The sequence below is a fragment of the Rhizobium sp. CCGE 510 genome, assembly GCF_000292525.1.
Lineage (GTDB): Bacteria > Pseudomonadota > Alphaproteobacteria > Rhizobiales > Rhizobiaceae > Rhizobium.
The window spans coordinates 22472-42661 of the sequence record NZ_AEYF01000015.1 but is presented as its reverse complement, the minus strand read 5'-3'; the positions used below and the strand labels follow the sequence as shown (position 1 = coordinate 42661).

The following is a 20190-nucleotide window of genomic DNA, read 5'->3' as shown; positions in this document are numbered from 1 at the left end:
TTGCATCGGACTGTCTGGCAGTATCGCTGATCGGCCTCTCTTCCTTGGCCGGAACGAGACGGCGCTCCGGCAACGGAGCGCCGGTTCATTTTCGTACAGGGACGACCAAACTATGCATCGTCTACCCGGTGCAAGCCCACGCCACAGGAGGATTAACCATGGCTACTCCCACGACCAAGACCCTCGATGATCTTTTCCTTGATACACTCAAAGACATCTATTTTGCAGAAAAGCAGATCCTGAAGGCGCTGCCGAAAATGGCCCGCGCCGCCCAGTCAGAAGAAGGCAAGGCAGGATTCCTGAAGCACCGCGACGAAACTCAGAGCCAGATCGAACGCCTTGAGCAGGTTTTCGAGCTTCTCGGTAAGCCGGCACGTGGCAAGACCTGTGAAGCAATCCAAGGCATTATCGCCGAAGGTGAAGAGATCATGGAAGAGTTCAAGGGATCGCCGGCATTGGATGCCGGTCTCATCTCTTCGGCCCAGGCCGTCGAACACTACGAGATTGCGCGTTACGGCACTCTCATTGCCTGGGCAAACCAGCTCGGCCTCAAGGATGCCGTTCCGCTGCTTCAGGCAAACCTCGCGGAAGAAGTCGCGACCGACAAGAAGCTAACCCAGCTTGCACAGGCGTCTGCTAATGCAAAGGGCAAGAAAGCCGCCTGAACGTCAGCACCATAAGGCATGAGGGCTTGCCCTCGTAAACTGGCCCCCGAAAGGTGAATATCGACTTTCGGGGGTTTGCATGTCTGAACGCCGCCTGGCTTTGAGCTTCCTGTGGTCGGCGGCCTTGCGCTTTCGAATCCCAGGATCTGTTACCACCACTTGGCCGGCGTAAACCGGCCGGCTGCCTGCTCGATGACATGGGCTGTTTTGAAGAGGGTTTCCTCGTCGAAGGGCTTGCCGATCAGCTGCAGGCCGAGCGGCAGCCCCTTCTGGTCGAGGCCGGCGGGAACGGCGATGCCCGGCAGGCCCGCCATGTTGACCGTGACCGTGAAGATGTCGTTCAGATACATCTTCACCGGATCGGAAGCGAGGTTCTCATCGGCGACGCCGAAGGCAGACGATGGTGTTGCCGGTGTCAGGATGGCATCGACGCCGGCGTCGAAGGCGAGTTCGAAATCGCGCTTGATCAGCGTCCGGACCTTCTGGGCACGGATGTAATAGGCATCGTAATAACCGGCCGACAGCACATAGGTGCCGATCATGATGCGGCGCTTGACTTCCTTGCCGAAGCCGGCGGCCCGCGTCTTCTCGTACATGTCGACGATATCCTTACCGTCGACACGCAGGCCGTAACGGACGCCGTCGTAACGCGCCAGGTTCGAGGATGCCTCGGCCGGAGCGACGATGTAATAGGCCGGGAGAGCATATTTGGTGTGCGGCAGCGAGATGTCGACGATTTCGGCGCCGGCATCCTTTAGCCAGGCGATGCCCTGGCGCCACAGGGTCTCGATCTCCTCAGGCATGCCGTCGACACGATATTCGTTCGGAATGCCGATCCTCATGCCCTTCAGGGACTGGCCGAGGACTGCCTCGTAATCCGGCACCGGCAGATCGACTGACGTGGTGTCCTTGGCGTCGACGCTTGCCATTGACTTCAAAAGGATTGCAGCGTCGCGCACGTCGCGGGCGATCGGGCCTGCCTGGTCGAGCGAGGAGGCGAAGGCGACGGTACCCCAGCGTGAGCAACGGCCATAGGTCGGCTTGATGCCGACGGTGCCGGTGAAAGCGGCCGGCTGGCGGATCGAACCGCCGGTATCGGTTGCGGTGGCGCCGGCGCAAAGATGCGCGGCGACGGCAGCGGCCGAGCCCCCGGAGGAGCCGCCGGGAACGAGCTGCTGGTTGGAACCTTCAGCACGCCAGGGATTGATCACCGCACCGTAGTGCGAGGTCTCGTTGGACGAGCCCATGGCGAATTCGTCCATGTTCAGCTTGCCGAGCATGACGGCGCCGTCATCCCAGAGGTTCTGCGTCACGGTCGATTCATAGCGCGGCTCGAAACCGTCGAGAATGTGGCTGCAGGCCTGAGTGTGCACACCAACGGTGGCAAAGAGATCCTTGATGCCAAGCGGAATACCTTCGAGATCGCCTGCCTTGCCGGCAGCGATGCGCTCGTCGGAGTTCTTCGCCATGAGGCGGGCGAGATCCGGCGTCACCTTTATATAGGCATTCAGATGAGCATTGGCCGCATCGATCGCCGAGATATAGGCCTCGGTCAGTTCGGTTGCGGTAATCTCCTTGGCGCGCAGCTTCTGGCGGGCTTCGGCAATGGTCAGGCTGGTGAGTTCGCTCATCGTGTTTTCGCTTCAGATCTGGAAATGGCAACAGGGTCGGAAAGAGGCTTCGAAACCCTATTCGACGACTTTCGGCACCAGGAAAAAATTATGGTCGGTGACCGGCGCATTGGCGACGATATCGTCTGCCTTGCTGCCGTCGGTCACGACATCGGTCCGCTTCTTCATCGCCATCGGGGTGACAGATGTCATCGCCTCGACGCCGTCGACATCGACTTCGGAGAGCTGCTCGACGAAGCCGAGGATGCCGTTCAGCTCGCCGACCATGCGATTTGCCTCGTCTTCGGAGACGGCAATGCGAGCAAGGTGGGCAACGCGCTTTACGGTGGCAAGGTCGACGGACATGGCATTCTCCGGATGAGATTTTTCCTACCCGCTATAAAGGCCATGTCCGCCCGGTGCAACGGGGTTTCGTCAGATCGACAGGCTCTCGGCAGGCTTGAGCGCCTTCACATCAGTCTCCGATCCTTCCATGCCGGTAACGAATTTTTCGGCCGTCTGCTCGATGATCGGGAAGGTGCCGTAATGGCAGGGGATCGCGGTCTTGAAGTTGAAATAGCGCCGGCAGGCAAGGGCTGCCACGGCGCCGCCCATGGTGAAGCGGTCGCCGATCGGCACGAAACCGATATCGGGCTGGTGCAATTCATTGATCAGCGCCATGTCGGAGAAGATGTCGGTGTCACCCATGGCGAGGATCGAGGCTTCGTCGTCGAAATGCAGCATCAGGCCGTTGGCGTTGCCGAGCGCATGCGAGACGCCGTCCTCGGTGATCTGGGCCGAGGAGTGCAGCGCATTGGTGAAGGTCGCCGAGAAGCCGCCGAGCGCGATCGTGCCGCCGGTATTGCCCATCTCGATCTTGTCGACACCCTTCGAGCCGAGCCAGGCGGCGAGATCGGCATTGGCGAGAACGACGGCGCCGGTTTCCTTGGCAAGCGCCACGGTATCGCCGACATGGTCGCCATGGCCGTGCGTCAGCAGGATGTGGGTGACGCCTGCCGAAACATCCTTGATGTCCTGGCCGGAAAACGAGGCGTTATAGCTGAGGAATGGGTCGAGCAGGATCGTCGCCTTTCCAGTCTCGATGCGGAAGGCGGAATGGCCGAGCCAGGTGATCTTCATGAAACGTCTCCTTTATTACGTGATGAAAAAGCCCGTTTGGGGAAGTCCGGATGGTTTTAGGCCGGATCTGCCTAAAATCTGAATCCGTATCCCAATCAAAGAATTGGAGCATGATGTCGTGAGAAAACCGCTCACACTTTTCGGCATCATGCTCTATGCACATATCTCATACGCCAGCAAAGAAAAGCAGCGGCGACTTCAATTTCTTTTGACGGGATGAAATGGCGATGACGGTGCTGACAATCGAGGAACTGGCCAAGACGCTTGCCCCGCGGCAGGCGATTGCCGGCCTCGATCTCGGTACCAAGACGATCGGGCTTTCGATGTCGGATCTCGGGCGGCGTTTCGCTACGCCCCGCCCGGTGATCCGGCGCATCAAGTTCACCATCGATGCGCAGGCGCTGCTGGATTTCGCACAATCGGAAAAAGTCTGCGGCTTCGTCATCGGCCTGCCGATGAATATGGACGGATCGGCGGGACCTCGGGTGCAGGCGACGCGCGCCTTCGTGCGCAACATGGAGCAGAAAACAGCCCTGCCCTTCCTCTATTGGGACGAGCGTTTATCGACCGTCGCAGCCGAAAGGACGCTGCTTGAAATGGACGTTTCGCGTGCCAAGCGGGCCGAACGAATCGATTCGGCCGCGGCAAGTTTCATCCTTCAGGGCGCGCTCGACAGGCTTTCCTTGCTGGCAAGGTCGGAAGACGAATTCAGCTGACGCGCCTTCCACCAGGCAATGATCGACTGGCGTTTACGGAAGCCGAGGATGGCGAAGACGACAAGACTGTCGACCGCGATGGCGCGGGCAACAAGCGGCGGGATGCTCTCCGGCGGAATGCCCAATGCCTCGCCATACAGCTGAAACGTCAGGTCATGCACCTGCCGCGTCAGCATGAAGATGCCGAAGTTCATGTCGTAATAGGAGAGCCAGTACCATCCGCCCAAAAAGACGATGGGGCCGGCCCAGAAGATCAGAAACCACCTCATGCGGCCTCTCCTCCATGCTTGCGCGAAACGGGCAGATCGAGGGAGACCAACCAGGTCGACAATGCCATGGTGCAAAGCACCAGCGTCGGAATTGCGATATCCAGCGCCAGGACTGCGAAAAACATCATCGCCGTTACGAGAAACAAGGCTTTGGCGATTTTGGTTCCCATGGCGTCAACTCGGGGGCTTACTCATTCCATCTCTGCTCGCCACCACACTGTCGGGTTAACCGCGGCCAGGCAACGTAAACCATTTGTTAAGGTTAACGCCGCAGCAGCCCCTGTGGATAAAACAGGTATCAGCCGTAGACGCCACGCACGATGCGCTTCAGCGCCATCGCCGCCTTCTCCCAATCCTTTGACGTCTTCAGCGACAGGCCGGCGCACTGCCCGCCGCTTGCTGCGGCAAGCACGAGATGCTGGATCGCAGCGATGACCACGGCGTTGACGGCTGTTGCATCGACCCCCTTCGGCGGCGTCAGCGAGCCGCGCATGCGCTCCAGCCAGAGAGCCAGCGCCTTCGAACGCGCTTCCGATAGCCGCCTCACCTGCTCGGTGTTCTCAGATATTTCCCAAGCGAGGATGCGGCGCATCAGCGGATCGTTTCTCAAGGCGTCGAGCAGGAGAACCGACAGCCGCTCCATCAGGTCGCCATAGGTGAGCAGGAACATGCCGCCGGTGTCTTCCGGAATGCGATCCTTTACCCACGTGCCGAGATCGGCGCCGATCGCCTCGACCAATCCGTCGAGACCGCCATAATAGCGATAGATCAACTGCTTGTCGCAACCGGCGCGGCGGGCGACCGCATTGATGCCGAAATTCTGGAAGCCTTCCTCGGCCAGCAGGCATTTGGCGGCGGCAAGGATTGCGCGCTCGGTGGCGCCGCGATCCCGCACGCGGCGTTCCGGCTCGCCGCCGGCCCCGGACGAAATTTCAATTTTTACCGCTTCATCAAGCACGACCGACCCTTCCCCGCTGTCACCAATCGGTGAGTAGCGGGCTGGCATCATCCAATCAATCCTATCCCCTTGGGAAGATTGTGGATATTTCATCCTGGCCGATGATTTGGCGAGAAAAGGACGTAGAAGACGGCATGCCGGAGCGATCGGATCCGCTCAGAAATCTCGCCCCGACTGTTGATCGCGATGGACGAACCCGGCATAGCTGCATTATGAACAATTCTAATATTCTCCGCTAAGGCCCTGCAATGGTGAACTATATCGAAGCCTCTTCCGCGCCCTCGAAGAATACGGGCGCCATCCGGCTTTATGACGCGCAAGCATTTGAAGGCATGCGCAAGGCGTGCCAGCTGACGGCGCGGTGTCTCGATGCGCTGGCCGACATCGTCAAGCCCGGGCTGGTGACCGATGACATCGATCGCTTCGTCTTCGATTTCGGCATGGATCACGGCGCCCAGCCGGCAACGCTGAACTATCGCGGCTACACCAAATCGACCTGCACCTCGATCAACCATGTCGTCTGCCACGGCATTCCGAACGACAAGCCGCTGCGCGAAGGCGATATCGTCAATATCGACGTCACCTTCGTGCTCGATGGCTGGCACGGCGATTCGAGCCGGATGTATCCTGTCGGCACGGTCAAGCGCGCCGCCGAGCGACTGCTCGAAGTGACTTATGAAGCGCTGATGCGCGGCATTTCCGCCGTCAGGCCCGGGGCCCGCACCGGCGCAATCGGCGAGGCGATCCAGACCTTTGCCGAGGCCGAGCGCTGTTCGGTGGTGCGCGATTTCTGCGGCCACGGCGTCGGCCGGCTGTTCCACGATTCGCCGAATATCCTGCATTACGGCCGCGCCAATGAGGGGCCGGAGCTGCGCGAGGGCATGATCTTCACCATTGAGCCGATGATCAATCTCGGCCGGCCGCATGTGAAGGTTCTTGCCGACGGCTGGACGGCGGTGACCCGCGACCGGTCGCTTTCGGCGCAGTACGAACATACCGTCGGCGTCACCTCCGACGGCTGCGAGATCTTCACCCTGTCGCCGGGTGGGCTCGACCGCCCCGGCCTGCCGTCGTTTGCCGGGTGACGATCCGATGGCGAAGGGGCCTGTTGCGACATCTTCCGACGACGAGCTGCCTTTCCCAACGCAGGAACCTCTTGCCGCCGACGAACGCTCGTTCTTCGGCGGACGCGCGCAAAAATCGTCCGTGCCGAATTCAAAGGCCGCCCTGCCCGCCTCGCTCGCCGTGGAAGAGCATTATCATGGCCATCGCGAACGGCTGCGTGATCGCTTCCGCGAGATGGGCGACACTGCCCTTGCCGACTACGAGATCCTCGAACTCTTGCTTTTCCGTCTGATCCCGCGGCGCGACACCAAACCGATCGCCAAGGCGCTGATCGAACGGTTCGGCTCGCTCTCCGGCGTCTTCGGCGCACCTGCGGCTTTGCTGACGGAGGTGAAGGGTGTCGGCGAGGCGGTGGCGCTGGACCTGAAGCTGATTTCGACCATCGCCCACCGGACCCTGAAAAGCGAGCTCAGGAGCAAGCAGGTCCTGTCCTCGTGGTCTTCGGTCATAGAGTACTGCCACGCCGCCATGGCGCAGGAGACCCGCGAACAATTCCGCATCCTGCGTTAAGCTATTGATCTTGTTAGATCGCGTTCCCGTTGCCGTAAGGTGACGTCCCCTAGTCCGTGACCATTTAACCACCTGCCGACGTGGTCGGCGGGCGCGCCGTTGTGCACATAAGGAGAAGCATGGAAATCCTCGATTTCAAATTAATCGACGAGCCAAGCGGCGGGCATAGAGCCATCGCCGTTTTCGATCTCGCGCTGACCGATGAATGCCGCTTGTACGGACTCCGGCTGCTCCGAATGCGTGACGGCCGGCTGCTGACCTTCGCACCGCAATCGGGGCACCGACGAGTGGCGACCTTTGCCAGCAGCCTGGCCGCAAAAATCACCCGACTCGCAATCGACCAATATGAGGCAATGACCGCCAATGCAGATCGACATTAAACGAGCCGCCATCCTTCTTGGTGGCGACGACTATAGCGGCAACCGTGTTCTATGCCCCGGTCCCGGCCATTCGAAACATGACCGCAGCCTTTCCGTCACCTTCAATGCCGACGGGACATTCACAACGAACAGCTTTGCCGAAGACGACTTCCGAGATTGCCGCGATCATGTGAAGGCCAGGCTAGGATATAGCGATGCGCGTCCTATCGTGCATGTCGCTCCCTTTCCTGACCTCTCCGGACTGATCGACGTGCAGCGCCGTATCGATGACGCTCGACGCATCTGGGAGTCTTGCGAGCCGCTGAAGGGTACCCTTGCAGAGGTCTACCTCGAATCGCGTGGCCTGTCCTATGATGGTGATGCGCTCGCCTTCCGTCCCACTTGCCGTTCCATGGTTGCGCTGATGACCGATGCGCTGACCGGAGAACCGTGCGGCGTCCACCGAACTTTTCTGGACGCTGAAGGCCGGAAGATCGACAAGAAGATGCGTGGCCGCGCCAAGGGCGCCGTCGTGCGCCTATACGACCTTGAGGCCCCCTTTGGTCTTGGGATTGCCGAGGGTATCGAAACCGCGCTCGCCACCGATTTTCGTCCGACCTGGGCGGGACTGACTGCTGGCGGCGTCGCCAGCCTTCCCGTGCTGCCTCACGTCGAAGCCCTGACGGTGTTCGCGGATCACGACCGCGCAGGCATCCAGGCCGCGAATACCGTCGGCGAACGGTGGCACGCGGCTGGCCGGGAGGTGACGCTGGTAATGCCTGCTGACGCCGGGCGAGATTTTGCAGATCGGGAGGCCGCGTAATGGCACCATTACCGAAACTGGCAGTACGCAACGACCCGGCCAAGCCCTTTAAGAAGCTCGAACCGGCGAACGACAATATTGGCATTGGCGACGCAATCGACGCTGAAACCCTTCTCGGGATGGACTTCGCGCCGGTCGACTACGTGATTGAGGGATTTATCGCAGAAGGCCTCACCATTCTCGCCGGCCGCCCGAAACTCGGAAAGAGCTGGATGGCGCTTGGCTTTTGCATCGCGGTGGCAACGGGCGGCCAAACACTTGGTGCCGATTGCGAGCAAGGCGACGTCTTGTATCTCGCACTTGAAGACAACCGACGGAGACTGAAGGACCGATTGGAGGTCGTGCTATCGCCAGCCACGGTGCGGCCTAACATGTCGCGCCTGTCGCTCAAGACCGAATCCAAGAAGATCGGAGCGGGACTGATCGAAGAGTTGGAGACATGGCGCAAATCCGCTGGCAATCCCAAGCTGATCGTAATCGATACGTTGTCGATGGTTCGCCCGCCGAAGAAGTCCAATCAGGATTCGTATGCGGCGGACTATGACACGATCTCGCCGCTACAAAAGTATGCAGGCGAGCATCGGCTCGCTGTCATCGTCGTCCATCACGTGCGAAAAGCCGAGGCAGAGGATCCTCTAGAAGCGGTTTCCGGCACCAACGGCCTTACAGGCGCTGCCGACACTATCATGGTGCTGAACCGCACCACCGATGGCCCGAAACTGTACGGCCGCGGTCGTGACATCGAAGAAATCGAAAAGGCACTGCGTTTCGATAAAGGAACGTGGGAAGTTATCGGCAACGCTGATGATGTCAAGAGATCCGAGCAGCGGCGCAAGATCATTGAAGTTCTCACCGACGCCGCGACCGCGCTCACGCCAACCGAAATCGCGAAGGAGGCCGGTATGAAGGAGGCCAACGTCAAATACCTTCTGCGGGTGATGGTGAAGACCGCTGAAGCTGAAAAGGTCGGATACGGCCAGTACAAGATTCCTGGCAGACACTGACCCTATATACCCCCCTCACTCTCCTAACTTTAAACTCTTTGTCTCTGAGAGTGAGGAGAGATAGGAGAGTAAGGGGGGGGGTAGCGAGAAGCGCCTCCATAGAGGCGCGCCAATGAGGCCGGCATTCGCGCCGGCCTGCATTTACATGAAAAGCTGGATCAGCATGATCGCAGCAGTTATCAATGCGGGCTCGACTTCAACTTTGAAGCCCTTGCCGCGCAGGTATATAAACCGCATGTTCTCGTCCTTGGAACATGCCCGGACGTCCAGGCGAGCTAAACCTGAAGCAGATCTGCAAGCGATACGGCTATTGCCGCGACTATCTAGGAAGAATAAGGGGCATCCACCCCGATCGCCGCTGTCATCCGACTTGGCGGCTGGAGGATTATTCTTCCGACTGTCGCGCTGATTATTCTATAACATAGAGTTCAGCTCGGATCGGACAGAGTTCCTAGCGACTAAGATAGTCAGATCTACTGATTCGTCAAGCTCTGTGTCCGCTAGGGTTCTCCACGCCGCTCTCGACGTCGCGCTGCTGCGAGTTCGAGTTTCTTCGGCGCAGTGTAAAGCTTCTCAAGCAAGTTGAATGTGAACTCTTGAAGATCCAGCGCCTCGTTCCTGGTCAGAGATCCATCGTGAGCGCCGTCGTTGCCATCCTCCTTAATGCACTCCGCAAGCTCTTGTAGGTCGGTAGACAACTTTCCGTTCTGAAAAAGCCACTCGAGCCGGAAGCCAAGAGATCGTCTTATTTTTGCTACCGGCGGCTCGCCATCAGGAGGCAAGATAGACTTTGTTGCCATGTCCACGGCCAGCCGGAACATAGCACCAGCAGCATTCCAGCATTCCACGGCCACACATGTAGCCCCCTCACTGAAGACTGCGGCGATATCGCCAGGTACGTGCTCCGGTGGCTCGTCAGCGCCTTCATCTTTCAGGCTGATGTGCCCTACAACCTTGAAGTGATCATTGATATAACCTGTGTACTTGACGACGCCTGACATAATGTCACGCCATACCCCGGCTGATCCGGCGGTAATAGTGTCTACCACGAATATAGTTGCCCTATGGCAATGCCGACAAACTGCGAAGATTTCGAACCTCTCTACCCAGCCAGCTTCGACAATCCCACGAGACTTTTGGGCCTCCACATCAAACGTTACATGCTTCGCCCCGCAACGCGGGCAGTTTGAATTGAGTAGAGACACCGTGTTTTCCTCGAATCGATTCGCGAAGTTTGGCAGAAGACCGATGCCGCGAAAATAGGCGCCATCACTTAACCGAACCGGAGGGGCGCCCCAGATCTCCAGAACCGCCCGCCAGCGTACCGGCGCCCTCTCTCATCGTTAGTGCAAATACAGGAATTTGCACGCGCGCGATCACGCGTAGCGCGCGCACGAGAAATCATTGAGCTTTTTGGCATCATGAGGGAGGGGGCGCGCCGGCGTTCCAAGGCGGCGCCGGTCTGTACCGGTCTGGCAGCAAGTTTTTCGTATCCCCAAAATTCGCAATTTGGAGTGTGGTGCCATGGCAGCCGCTCAATGCCCACCCGCTAGCGCGATAACGGCGACGACGTAAGACACGGCGATCATTAGATAGGCGAGCTGTAGAAGGGTCATGGTCCATCCTGTCGTTGGTGGACCCCTACATATTCCGAGTTTCTGAGTCACGAACATCACAAGATATGCACTTGACTATTCTTTGAAACTGTGAAGCGCAATTGACAAAATTGTATGTTTACATCATCGTAAGACATGGTTGCAGCCACATTCCGCCCTATTGACGAGAGCAGCGCCAAGCTGCCAGGCAACTCTGACTTCAAGGAACTGCAAATCATGACATCTTCAACGCGGCCCGTCGCCGCGAACGATAACGTGCCGCGTCATTTCGAAGACTTCACTCCTGATCTCGCCGCCCGTCGCGCCTGGCTGGCAACTTTACCAGCGGGTGATCCCAAACCTGTATTGGCCTGGCCCACGGCGGAGCGTCTTTCGCGACTCGACAGCCCTGAAGCGGCCCGCGCACTTTACCGATACGCCGAATTGATGGCGCCGCCTCACATGGTGGCTGCGAACGACAATAATCCAATGGTCGCGGCTGAAGGCGACCCGGACATGCGACACGAAATGCGCCCAAGCATCGACGAGATGCTGGATGCAGCATCGCCGGGCATGCGATGCCGCGTCCTCTCCACTAAGGTCAACGGAACGTGGAAAGTGACAGAGCGACAAGAGCCGGGTTTCAAGTTTTCTGGGTCTCAGGTGCGGCTTGGGGATCTACTGTTTCAAGCCGGAAAGCTTGTTTCCCATGGCGAGACATCGCGCGGCAGGCGCAAGACGCCGGTGGAGCGCACTAGGCAGCCAAAGGGCTATAAGGCTCCGCCGAAGCGGTCCGCTGACTCCATCCGATTCCTGCTTCCTGCGAACGATAATACACCGATCGCCAATGGCGCCGGCTGGCTCGGCGGCCTGACGCGCTCGACGGGCAACGCGACGCAGCAAGACAATGGCGAGCATCTTGCCGCTCTTGAAATGGACCGCAATGCGAGGCGTGCCGCGGTCCGTCTGGCACTTGGACTTGATGCGGCGGTGCTCGACGCAGCCATTACCGACGCCACAGCGCAGGAGATTGGCGAGGCCTTCGGCTATTCGGGCAAGACTGCAGAGCGGCGGGGGATAGAGAAAATCAATGCCGCTGTCCAAAAGTTGCAGGAAATTGCCGCCTGACCGTCCCTAAAGGGGCTCGCGGGAACGTATCTCTATGAAGCGGTGACAAAGCCGCACTTCATTTGCCGATCACGCCGCAGTTAGCGTGACCGGCCTTTTCATTCGCAATCCCGAGCTTCCGATGGTCAGCGCTGTCGCTCGGTTTGATCGAGCGCCCGCAGGGTCACCAACTCTGCGGGCGCTTTCGTTTTCACAAAACATCACACAATAAGGAAACCAAATGGCTTTGCCATCTTTCACTTTGACCTGCGCATTCGCTGGGTCTACTGCCGCGCGCTACGCGTCGCAGGCAATTCTGGGCAAAATCGCCTGGCAGGAAGCACCGTCGACTGGCGTTGCGTCCACAAACGTAGCGCCGCCTGTCAATGATGCCTCAGGCGCCGCCATCTTCCGTGCTCGCGCAACCGCCGACTCCTGGCTGTCGTACGGCGCATCGCCAAACTCGGCTGGCACTGTCCGCGTTCCGATCCCGGCCAATACTGATGTTGATGTCTACCCCGAGCCGGGTGACAAGTTTATGTGGGCGGCCGCATAACATGGCGACGCTTCGGCAAACGTGTGAGGCGCTGGATGGTATTCTGCGCCTTCCGCCTTCCGCAGCGCGAGGGCACGCCCAACGCCTCCGCGCTGCCGGATATCTGCCAACATCGCAGGGCTATCCCGGCCAAATCAGCAGCGAGCATATTGCAGCCGTCCTCATCGCCATCGCGGTGGGCTCGCCGGTCATTACCGATTACATCAACATGCGGTCGGGGAACGGTGGCCCGACTTTCGGGAAGGTTCTCGCCGGCTTTGTCGAGAAGCCCAATGATGTTCTCGAAGTCGTCGTCGACACATTGGCGCCCGGTGCTTCCGTGACGTTCCGTGGAGCGGATCATGGCGTGCAGACCATCGCATTTTATCCGCCCTCACCCAAGCCACGGCCGGCCTTCGATCGCGATGTCCGGCTCGGGCCGGAAATACTCATCCGTCTTCATGCCGCCATCGCAACAGCTCCGGAAGTGCGCGCCGGTCGCCCGCGGCTGCGGGATCGTTTTACAAGGATTTCATAATGTCGCCCAAAACGCCGCCGGCCCGACCGGCAATTCTGGTCCGCAGCCTTGCCGAGGCGGACCCCGCATTCGCGGCCGCCAAGGATCTTGTTGCCAAGCTCAAGTCATCGAGTGCCAAGCTCGACGCCGAAGAAAATGAGCTTATGCACCGACTGGCGCATCGGCCAGCCACCGCCGAAAAGACAGGCCGTGTGGCTGTCCTCCTTGGCGACGCAACTCCGGAAGAAGACGAAGCGCCGGACGGCGTTCGCGCCCGACTTAAGGCTATAGCCGGCGAGCGTGTCGATCTCAGGGCTGCCATTGAGATCGCGCAGGATCGCCTCGCAAAGGCTCGCTTTGGCGCAAGCAGGGTGATCTGCGGAGAAGTGGCGCCGACATACGCCGAACGCGTTGAAGCCCTCGCCGCGGCATTCCTGGCTGCATACGCAGCCCACGAGGCTCTATTGGCGATTACGAATGAGCTATCGGCCCATGACGTTGCATGGACTGGCCACCTTGCGCCCCTCCAAGCTCACGGTCTCTTTGGTCATGATGGCGGGAAGCTTGCCATCTGGCTGAAGGAGGCCGCCGCGGCAGGCTTCATAGCCAAATCGGAAATACCAAAGGAGCTTGCCGTCTAATGGAGCGAGCAGATCATAAACTTGGCCGCCGAGCGGTGCATGAGGTGTGGATTGGCAACGAGCTTATCCGCAATGCTCCGAGAGATCCGATCGAGATCTCTCTCATGATCAGAGAACGTCGATGCCGGCTTCCGGCGCAGAAGGCGCGGGACAGGATGGCGGCGAGCCTCAAAGAGCGAGGGCTGAAAGCCTAGCCAGGGTGGGTCGCTTTTGGCGTTCGCTCGTCCTGGGTACCGGCTCCGGGGATAACCTAGGCTAACCCTGTATAAAAAACATTTGCGGTCTGGGTCCGCCGTAGCGGCGCGCATGTCACGACGTTGGGCGTGCTTTCACGCATCAGAGCACATGGAGCCGTCGCCTGGCGGGGGGGGTGCATCGACTTTCAAAAATCAGCCGCTCTCCCGTACCGCCCGTTCCCAATTGCGTGCATTTTTCCGATTGAAATTATGGGGGTCAGCCATGGCTAGACCAAGAACGCCAAAGGCGAAAGCTGCGTTGACGGGTCAGTCTGTCGTACGCCGAAAGAAATTTGAGTCGCGCATCGAGCCGGTTGTAGATGACCCGCTCGGCGATCCACCAGCGTTCCTCAAACCGGCTGCTGCAGAGGCGTGGGAAGAATTTCGGAGACTGATGCCGTGGCTGAATAGGAGCCACCGAGGAATCACCGAACTGGCTTCCATCCTTCAGTCGCGGCAAGCGGCGGGAGTGCTTGCCGTGCCGGGGCAGACGCTGCTCCTTCGCTTCCTTGGCTCGATGGGCGGCACGCCTGCTGCGTCACGTTTCGCGGTGGTGCCCGAGCCTGAAAACGAAGATCCGGCTATGCGTTATTTTGAGTGAGCAGATCTCTTCCTCTTCCTGTATTGGGACACGTCCCACTCTTCGTCACTTTCGAGGCCATATAGTTCAACCAACTCATCTCGAATATCAAAAACACGCATAAGAAACAGTGCGTTCGCTAGGTCGAGCTTACGTATCGCCTTGGGGATGTCATCGGTGTCGCCTCGGCCGTATTCGAAGAGAGCCCCGGCCCTGGCATATATCTCAGCATGCCGGATTAAATGCGATCTGAGATTGTCGGCAGAAACCATTTTTCCGTCGATTCCGTTATCCCGCAGCCCACGTTGATTAGCTGCTTCAACCTGCATCGCCGTAACAAGAGCAGCGAAGAAGGGGCGATCCGCCTTATCGAGCGTCTCAACCATTTCCTTAAGTGACGAGATAATTTCCCCAGAAATCGGATCGAACGGGGGTATTCCAGCCGTTTTCGGCAGCCAGGACCTTTCACACTGGGCGAGCAGATATCTTATCTTAGGGGCGTTTAGTTCAACCAGTTCGCTGATTGCAGTTAAAGTTAGGGGCAACACAGCGCGGTTTGCATCTCGCCTTGCATCTTTCCTATCCTGCTCAAGTGCAATCGCATTGTCGATTTGACGTTGAACGGCTTCGTCGGAAGCCTTGATTTGCTCCTTTATCGCCCTGACGCTGAAATAGGCCGCTCCTACCGCTACCAGGCCTGTAACCAATGTCGTGTCGAACCATTTGAGCGAACCCACGGCACTTATCGCCTCGCTGATAACTTGGCCGGCAGGTCGCGCCTGAAAGGCCCACACGACCCTCCGCAGAACTGGAAAGGCAAGCAAGCCGATCGGCATCCCGATCGCAAACGCGTGTCGCTTCTTCAACGTGAACTTCATCCGCCGATGAAGCCTCGCCGCAAGCTCCGCGTCTAGCGGTTGCGCCCGATATCCAAGGAAAAATGAATGGCAACTGACCTCGAGAGCCTCGTAGTCTCTCTATCGGCAGATATCCGAAAATACGAAAATTCTCTTAATCGCGCGATGGGTCAAACCAACAAGGCGGCGAAATCGATCGAGACTCGCTTCGCCGGTCTAAACAAAAAGATAAGCGGCGGCTTCAACACGCTGACCACCGGCGCGGCTCGAGCCTTCGCACTCATTGGCGGGGTGCAAGGGTTCAAGACCCTCAGCGACGCCGCAACCGGCGTCGACAACGCTTTGAAGGTTGCTGGCCTTTCGGGCGCAGAATTGGAGCGGGTTTATCAGTCGCTGTTTGCATCGGCGACAAAGAACGCCGCGCCGATCGAGACACTTGTGCAGCTCTATAGTCGTCTTTCTCTCGTTCAGAAGGAGCTCGGCGTATCTCAGCAGCAGATTGTCACGTTTGCCGACAACATCGCCCTTGCCCTTCGCGTGGGCGGTACGTCCGCGACCGAGGCCAGCGGCGCGCTACTGCAGTTGAGCCAGACCCTCGGCGGCGGAGTTGTTCGGGCGGAAGAGTTCAATTCGATCCTTGAGGGTGCGCCGACAATCCTCCAGGCAGCAGCGGCCGGCCTCCGAGAGGCTGACGGATCCGTTGCAAAGCTTCGGCAGATCATGCTCGACGGCAAGCTATCTTCAAAAGCGTTTTTCGACGCGTTCCAAGCCGGTGCACCGATCCTTGAGCAGAAAGTCGCAGGCTCTGTTCTCACGATCGACCAGCGGCTCGGCAACTTGCAAACCGCACTCATCAATGCGGCCCGCGAATTCAATTCCTCCGCAAAGGCTGGCGAAACCTTCGGAGCCGAGATCGATCGGACGGCGGCCTTCGTCAACGGCCTAAACTTCGATCAGATTATCACCCAGCTACAAGCCGTGGGGGCGCAATTCGACAGTGCGGCAGCAACGGCCCGCGCCTTCGGGGAAGCCGTCGGTCTGGCAAATGTCGGCAAGGCCATCGTCGGATCTCTTCCTGGCGATACCGTCAAATCGTACCTCGGTGGCGGCCTCGTCATCAAACAAGACGGCCTCATCACCGATCGAATCAATGATGCGTTCACGGAAACGATCGACAGCGCGATCCGTCAGACCGGTGACCTCACTGCCGATGCAGTGAAGAACAGTGTTCTTGGCGGCGGTGAAGCGACGACGCCAAAAGGCGGCCGGCTCGCGGAAGCGCCAAAGGTTAAACCGATCACCCTTGCCGATTATCCGGTCACCGCGTCGTCGTCCGGCGGCAGCAAAAAGAAGGGCGCAGGCGGTGGCGGCGGCGGAAGCAAAAGCGCCGACGAATACCAGCGCGAGATTGAGCAGATCAAGGAGCGCACGGTTGCACTCCAGAATGAGACAGCAGCTCAAGAATGCCTAAACGGCGTTATTTTTGAATTGGAGCACGCGTGACTGGTTACATTTTGAAGCCGTTTTTCGACAGGGTCGAAATCCTGTCGGATGGCGCGAACTATCTCCCCGACGGTACGGTCACCGGCTTTCGCGAGAAGGTCATGACCTCGCCGGCGGTCCCTCTGGCGATCGTCGGTAGCGGATCGGTGCCGGTTATCGACGTAATCACTGACATGGTGCTTGTGGCTGCCAAGGCAACATGTTCGGTGGACGGCACGTTGGCTGTTTTGGCATCCTCGCTATCCGTCATCCGCGATAAAGGCTTCGCGGGGGATAGCCCAGCACGTGTGGCGATCGGCGCCATCTCCGAAACGCGCGGGCCGATCTCGTTGTTCTTCTCCACATTCGAAGATGAAGCTGCGGCGCCGTTTGAGCTGCATGACAGGCCCTTCGGATTCGGCCAAGGTGAATACCCTCCACCCGAGGAAATGGCGGCCACTGGCTGGAGCCATCGAGCGCCACTTGCCGACTATGGACCGGCGATCTTCGAATACATGCGCGGACGCAAGAGGCCCAACCCGGCTTATCGGGATGCAGAGCTAATTTACAGCATCGGCGGCCATCTCGACCTCACCGTCGTTCGTTCCGACGGCTACGAACGACGCCGGCTGGTGACCTGGCCCGACGTGATTGGTCAGAAGATCGATCCAGACCCGCCCGAAGATAAAGATCCCGGCATTCCGCACGACGACGGCACATTGTTCGACGACGGCACCGGCTACGAATAGCCGGACCGCCCAACAATCAAAACTATCACGAGCTCGCTTTAGCGGGCTTTTTTATTGGAGAAATCATGGCCATCACAGCCAAGCAGGTTTACCGGGATTACGTCACGGATGGTATCCCCTCTTCTGGCAACCATAAGCCGGCCAAAGCAGAGGTTCGCACTCTTCTGTCCGGCTACGAATCCGTCATTAACGCCTTTACGTCCAGCGGCGGGTCTGTGTTTGTCACCAAGGCCGCGCTTGATGCCGACCTCGTTCATGCCGCGAACAGCATGGCTTGGGTTATCGGCGATGCGACAACGGCCAACAACGGCGTCTACCGCAAGAACGGGTCGTCCGGCACTGGTTCGTGGACGCGCATCGCGGATCTTCCCTACAGCTTCGTGAAACTGTCGGATGTTGGTGCGGGCACGGCCAACGATATCCAGCTCACGTCGACGATCCCCACATCCGCATCGGTGCTGCGCATTGCCAACATCTTCGAAGCTAACGCGGGCAACGTGACGGTTTCAGAGAACGGCGGCAGCGCCAAGGCGCTGTTGACCAACTCTGGCAATCAGATCGCCGCTGGTGGCCTGCTTGCCGGCATGATTATCGCCTACGTCGACAACGGCTCATCGTTCCGCCTGCTGTCTGATCAGGCAAGTGCCGCGATCGTTGCAGCAGCAGAAGCCGCTCAGGCGGCAGCCGAGGCAGCCGTGGTCGATGCTGAAGATGCTGCCGCTGATGCCACGGCAGCCGCAGCTGTTGCGACTGGCGCCATGTCTACGGTGCTCGATCCGCTTTTTGCGACGAAAGCTATAGCCGCCGCCTGGACTCCGTCCGTGGCGCCTGACTATATCCGCACGGCCGGCTATACCGCAGCCGGTGATGGTGGTGGCGCTCTTTATAAAAAGGTCGCGTCGGCGCCAGCGCATCAGGGCAAGTTTTCGATCACCCTATCTGGTGGCGGTACCGTTTGGTTCGAGCTTGCGGAAAGCGTTGTCACGCCTCAGATGTTCGGTGCGCTGTGTGACGGGGCTAGCAATGACGGGCCGGCCATGCAGGCCGCCCTGGATGCCTGGCGCCATGTCAGACTCACCCCTGGCAAGACGTACTACCCGCGCGCCACTCTCACCATGTCAGTCAGCGACTCGGTCCTGGAGAGCGACGGTACGGCGACAGTCTTTGTCGACAAGACCTATTTCAACAATAACAACCCCTACATTGCCGGCGACTCGCGCATCGCCGCGGTCAATGCTGGCGCCGGCGGCTGGAGCTTGAATGCCACCGGTCGTTACGGGACCAACGCTGTCGTACTCTATGTCACTGGTGTGCAGACCAGCGGCGGCGCCAGAAATGAGCGCTCGCATGTGAAAGGTATCCGGTTCATCGGCAACAGCCCGTCTGGGAAAATGCAGACCATCGTTCTTGCGCGCAACACGCGCGATTTCGAGATCAATGGTTGCGAATTCACCGGCTTCGGCATGGGTTATGCGGTCTTGCTTGCTGGCAACCGTGGAGCGAAGGTTCACGACAACAACTTTCACGACTTTGCAGAGAGTGGAATCTATCCGGCGGTTTCTGCCGGCGATGCGGCAGACTGCGCCCCCAACGTGACTGCGATTGCGACGACCAATGACTTCGCGGCGCTGCATAGCCCAGGCTGGAAAGCCAAGATTTACGGAAACACAATCTACAACCTGCACTTTACCGGGGCTGGGCTGGCGCGTCATGGCGATCAGTCCGACGGCATCAACCTAACCGAGATGGGGCAGAACACCGGGTTTCAGGTCCACGATAACCACATTGAAAGTGTGGCCGAAGGTATGGACGTTTTCGAACGGTTCGGCGAGATCAACCACAACCAGTTGGCGTCCTGCAACATATTCGGTTTGAAATTCACATACGGTGCGTCGTTCAACAGCATCAACGACAATACTGTGCAGAACGCCGGCGCAGCCTGCATGGTATTCGATAGCCCGAATACCTATGAAACCCGAAACAACATCTGTGTTGGCAATATTTTATACAATGCCGATCCGACCACCTACACAGACAACGGGCTTATCCAGTTCTCATCGAGCGGCACCGGCTCCACGCATAGCAACTCCATCGTCGATGGTGAGTATGCTCCGGTCAATGCCAAGACGATCGTGCGCAATACTGCAAACGTCGGCTCGAATCCGAACAACAAGGTCAGTGGTCGTGTTCTTGGCGTCGGGACGCATGCCGACCCGAAACAGCGCTACTGCTCGCAAGGCTGGGGCGGCCTGGACTTCAACACCCAAACTGACACCTTTGTCAGCGCCACGCTCGCCGGGGCGCAGAATGCATCGGCATCGAATGCGAACACTATCGTCCAGTTCAGCGACGCTGCCGGTCGTGACGATCTTGGCGAGTGGGACAACACCGCGTTCCAATTCACGCCGTTGTTCCCTGGCTACTATCACATCGAGGCTCAAGTTCGCCTGAGCGGGCTTGCCACCACGGATGCCGTGGTGTTGCAGGCAGCGAAGCCAAGCGGCGGCGCAAAAAATATTGATGGATTGGGGCGCTCCGACGGCGCAGCCACGCTCAATCTTTCTTCGGTGCTGTACCTAACGCCGGTCATCGGCGGAACTAGCGACTCTGTCCAGATTGTAGTTGCACAGTCGCACGCCTCGGCTGTCCCAATCACGACGGTGGCAGCGTACACGAACCTGTCTATCCGGCGGGTGTAGGTGCTCGAAAGGT

The 20190-nt window shown here is 59.0% G+C and carries 21 protein-coding genes and 1 pseudogene; 14 read left to right on the top strand and 8 right to left on the bottom strand.

Annotated features, from left to right (window positions below; genetic code table 11):
• The first annotated feature begins 158 nt into the window (after positions 1–158).
• Complete coding sequence (locus RCCGE510_RS07205) at positions 159–665, top strand: ferritin-like domain-containing protein (protein WP_007628587.1); 507 nt, start codon at positions 159–161, stop codon at positions 663–665.
• A gap of 149 nt (positions 666–814) precedes the next feature.
• On the opposite strand, the gene gatA is transcribed toward RCCGE510_RS07205, so the two are convergent.
• The 3 genes from gatA to RCCGE510_RS07190 all read right to left on the bottom strand — a co-directional run bounded on the left by gatA (position 815) and on the right by RCCGE510_RS07190 (position 3415).
• The gene (gene gatA, locus RCCGE510_RS07200; protein ID WP_007628583.1) at positions 815–2296 is read right to left on the bottom strand and encodes an Asp-tRNA(Asn)/Glu-tRNA(Gln) amidotransferase subunit GatA; all 1482 of its coding nucleotides are present in this window, start codon (positions 2294–2296) and stop codon (positions 815–817) included.
• A 57-nt stretch (positions 2297–2353) separates the two neighbouring features.
• Positions 2354–2641: an Asp-tRNA(Asn)/Glu-tRNA(Gln) amidotransferase subunit GatC gene (gatC, locus tag RCCGE510_RS07195; RefSeq protein ID WP_007628581.1), complete on the bottom strand. Its 288-nt coding sequence runs from the start codon at positions 2639–2641 to the stop codon at positions 2354–2356.
• A gap of 69 nt (positions 2642–2710) precedes the next feature.
• A complete protein-coding gene (locus RCCGE510_RS07190; RefSeq protein ID WP_007628579.1) occupies positions 2711–3415 on the bottom strand; it encodes a metal-dependent hydrolase in 705 nt (234 codons plus the stop codon).
• Between the two features lie 227 nt (positions 3416–3642).
• Between RCCGE510_RS07190 and ruvX the strand changes: the two genes are divergently transcribed.
• Positions 3643–4131 (top strand): Holliday junction resolvase RuvX, encoded by a 489-nt coding sequence (gene ruvX, locus RCCGE510_RS07185; RefSeq protein WP_007628576.1) that lies wholly within the window; start codon positions 3643–3645, stop codon positions 4129–4131.
• Here the strand turns inward: ruvX and RCCGE510_RS07180 are convergent.
• From RCCGE510_RS07180 to RCCGE510_RS07170, 3 genes are all read right to left on the bottom strand, one after another.
• Positions 4074–4400, bottom strand: a complete 327-nt coding sequence (locus RCCGE510_RS07180; RefSeq protein ID WP_007628574.1) for a DUF6105 family protein — start codon at positions 4398–4400, stop codon at positions 4074–4076. The two genes, ruvX and RCCGE510_RS07180, sit on opposite strands and share 58 nt — an antisense overlap.
• Positions 4397–4570 (bottom strand): hypothetical protein, encoded by a 174-nt coding sequence (locus tag RCCGE510_RS35125; protein ID WP_007628565.1) that lies wholly within the window; start codon positions 4568–4570, stop codon positions 4397–4399. The genes RCCGE510_RS07180 and RCCGE510_RS35125 overlap by 4 nt, the downstream gene beginning before the upstream one ends.
• 128 nt (positions 4571–4698) lie before the next feature.
• Positions 4699–5358, bottom strand: a complete 660-nt coding sequence (locus RCCGE510_RS07170; RefSeq protein WP_007628563.1) for a TetR/AcrR family transcriptional regulator — start codon at positions 5356–5358, stop codon at positions 4699–4701.
• A gap of 248 nt (positions 5359–5606) precedes the next feature.
• Here RCCGE510_RS07170 and map point away from each other — a divergent pair, with 248 nt between their 5' ends.
• From map to RCCGE510_RS07145, 5 genes and pseudogenes are all read left to right on the top strand, one after another.
• On the top strand, positions 5607–6443 hold the full coding sequence (gene map / locus RCCGE510_RS07165) for a type I methionyl aminopeptidase (RefSeq protein ID WP_007628561.1): 837 nt from the start codon (positions 5607–5609) through the stop codon (positions 6441–6443).
• Positions 6444–6450: 7 nt separating this feature from the next.
• Positions 6451–6987: pseudogene (locus RCCGE510_RS07160) on the top strand (UPF0758 domain-containing protein); the annotation flags it as partial.
• A 125-nt stretch (positions 6988–7112) separates the two neighbouring features.
• Entirely contained in the window at positions 7113–7373 is a 261-nt protein-coding gene (locus RCCGE510_RS07155; protein ID WP_007628559.1) for a hypothetical protein, read from the top strand.
• Positions 7357–8175: a toprim domain-containing protein gene (locus RCCGE510_RS07150; protein ID WP_007628558.1), complete on the top strand. Its 819-nt coding sequence runs from the start codon at positions 7357–7359 to the stop codon at positions 8173–8175. Before RCCGE510_RS07155 ends, RCCGE510_RS07150 begins: the two co-directional genes overlap by 17 nt.
• Positions 8175–9179 carry an AAA family ATPase gene (locus tag RCCGE510_RS07145; RefSeq protein WP_007628556.1) on the top strand — a complete coding sequence of 335 codons (1005 nt, stop codon included), beginning with the start codon at positions 8175–8177 and terminating at the stop codon, positions 9177–9179. Before RCCGE510_RS07150 ends, RCCGE510_RS07145 begins: the two co-directional genes overlap by 1 nt.
• Before the next feature lie 500 nt (positions 9180–9679).
• Here the strand turns inward: RCCGE510_RS07145 and RCCGE510_RS33210 are convergent, their stop codons facing one another.
• Positions 9680–10384, bottom strand: a complete 705-nt coding sequence (locus RCCGE510_RS33210; RefSeq protein WP_037078050.1) for a DUF4145 domain-containing protein — start codon at positions 10382–10384, stop codon at positions 9680–9682.
• Between the two features lie 627 nt (positions 10385–11011).
• Here RCCGE510_RS33210 and RCCGE510_RS07135 point away from each other — a divergent pair.
• The 4 genes from RCCGE510_RS07135 (at position 11012) to RCCGE510_RS07110 (ending at position 14411) form a co-directional block, all read left to right on the top strand.
• Positions 11012–11902 carry a hypothetical protein gene (locus RCCGE510_RS07135; RefSeq protein WP_157179886.1) on the top strand — a complete coding sequence of 297 codons (891 nt, stop codon included), beginning with the start codon at positions 11012–11014 and terminating at the stop codon, positions 11900–11902.
• A gap of 536 nt (positions 11903–12438) precedes the next feature.
• On the top strand, positions 12439–12954 hold the full coding sequence (locus RCCGE510_RS07125; protein ID WP_007628553.1) for a hypothetical protein: 516 nt from the start codon (positions 12439–12441) through the stop codon (positions 12952–12954).
• Positions 12954–13574, top strand: a complete 621-nt coding sequence (locus tag RCCGE510_RS07120; protein WP_007628552.1) for a hypothetical protein — start codon at positions 12954–12956, stop codon at positions 13572–13574. Before RCCGE510_RS07125 ends, RCCGE510_RS07120 begins: the two co-directional genes overlap by 1 nt.
• 459 nt (positions 13575–14033) lie before the next feature.
• Entirely contained in the window at positions 14034–14411 is a 378-nt protein-coding gene (locus tag RCCGE510_RS07110) for a hypothetical protein (RefSeq protein WP_037078040.1), read from the top strand.
• On the opposite strand, the gene RCCGE510_RS07105 is transcribed toward RCCGE510_RS07110, so the two are convergent.
• Positions 14399–15256, bottom strand: a complete 858-nt coding sequence (locus RCCGE510_RS07105) for a hypothetical protein (RefSeq protein WP_157179885.1) — start codon at positions 15254–15256, stop codon at positions 14399–14401. The two genes, RCCGE510_RS07110 and RCCGE510_RS07105, sit on opposite strands and share 13 nt — an antisense overlap.
• Before the next feature lie 78 nt (positions 15257–15334).
• On the opposite strand from RCCGE510_RS07105, the gene RCCGE510_RS07100 reads away from it, so the two are divergent.
• From RCCGE510_RS07100 to RCCGE510_RS07090, 3 genes are all read left to right on the top strand, one after another.
• Complete coding sequence (locus tag RCCGE510_RS07100; protein ID WP_081525682.1) at positions 15335–16750, top strand: tape measure protein; 1416 nt, start codon at positions 15335–15337, stop codon at positions 16748–16750.
• Positions 16747–17478: a hypothetical protein gene (locus RCCGE510_RS07095; protein ID WP_007628543.1), complete on the top strand. Its 732-nt coding sequence runs from the start codon at positions 16747–16749 to the stop codon at positions 17476–17478. Before RCCGE510_RS07100 ends, RCCGE510_RS07095 begins: the two co-directional genes overlap by 4 nt.
• A gap of 65 nt (positions 17479–17543) precedes the next feature.
• A complete protein-coding gene (locus RCCGE510_RS07090) occupies positions 17544–20177 on the top strand; it encodes a right-handed parallel beta-helix repeat-containing protein (RefSeq protein ID WP_007628541.1) in 2634 nt (877 codons plus the stop codon).
• The last annotated feature ends 13 nt before the right edge of the window (positions 20178–20190 follow it).

Coding starts and splice junctions, on each gene's coding strand:
- RCCGE510_RS07090 (WP_007628541.1), top strand. CDS start 17,544: ATGGCCATCACAGCCAAGCAGGTTTACCGGGATTACGTCACGGATGGT.
- RCCGE510_RS07120 (WP_007628552.1), top strand. CDS start 12,954: ATGTCGCCCAAAACGCCGCCGGCCCGACCGGCAATTCTGGTCCGCAGC.
- RCCGE510_RS07205 (WP_007628587.1), top strand. CDS start 159: ATGGCTACTCCCACGACCAAGACCCTCGATGATCTTTTCCTTGATACA.
- RCCGE510_RS35125 (WP_007628565.1), bottom strand. CDS start 4,570: ATGGGAACCAAAATCGCCAAAGCCTTGTTTCTCGTAACGGCGATGATG.
- RCCGE510_RS07125 (WP_007628553.1), top strand. CDS start 12,439: ATGGCGACGCTTCGGCAAACGTGTGAGGCGCTGGATGGTATTCTGCGC.
- RCCGE510_RS07145 (WP_007628556.1), top strand. CDS start 8,175: ATGGCACCATTACCGAAACTGGCAGTACGCAACGACCCGGCCAAGCCC.
- gatC (WP_007628581.1), bottom strand. CDS start 2,641: ATGTCCGTCGACCTTGCCACCGTAAAGCGCGTTGCCCACCTTGCTCGC.
- ruvX (WP_007628576.1), top strand. CDS start 3,643: ATGACGGTGCTGACAATCGAGGAACTGGCCAAGACGCTTGCCCCGCGG.
- RCCGE510_RS07150 (WP_007628558.1), top strand. CDS start 7,357: ATGCAGATCGACATTAAACGAGCCGCCATCCTTCTTGGTGGCGACGAC.
- RCCGE510_RS07180 (WP_007628574.1), bottom strand. CDS start 4,400: ATGAGGTGGTTTCTGATCTTCTGGGCCGGCCCCATCGTCTTTTTGGGC.
- RCCGE510_RS07155 (WP_007628559.1), top strand. CDS start 7,113: ATGGAAATCCTCGATTTCAAATTAATCGACGAGCCAAGCGGCGGGCAT.
- RCCGE510_RS07135 (WP_157179886.1), top strand. CDS start 11,012: ATGACATCTTCAACGCGGCCCGTCGCCGCGAACGATAACGTGCCGCGT.
- gatA (WP_007628583.1), bottom strand. CDS start 2,296: ATGAGCGAACTCACCAGCCTGACCATTGCCGAAGCCCGCCAGAAGCTG.
- RCCGE510_RS07190 (WP_007628579.1), bottom strand. CDS start 3,415: ATGAAGATCACCTGGCTCGGCCATTCCGCCTTCCGCATCGAGACTGGA.
- RCCGE510_RS07110 (WP_037078040.1), top strand. CDS start 14,034: ATGGCTAGACCAAGAACGCCAAAGGCGAAAGCTGCGTTGACGGGTCAG.
- map (WP_007628561.1), top strand. CDS start 5,607: ATGGTGAACTATATCGAAGCCTCTTCCGCGCCCTCGAAGAATACGGGC.
- RCCGE510_RS07100 (WP_081525682.1), top strand. CDS start 15,335: ATGGCAACTGACCTCGAGAGCCTCGTAGTCTCTCTATCGGCAGATATC.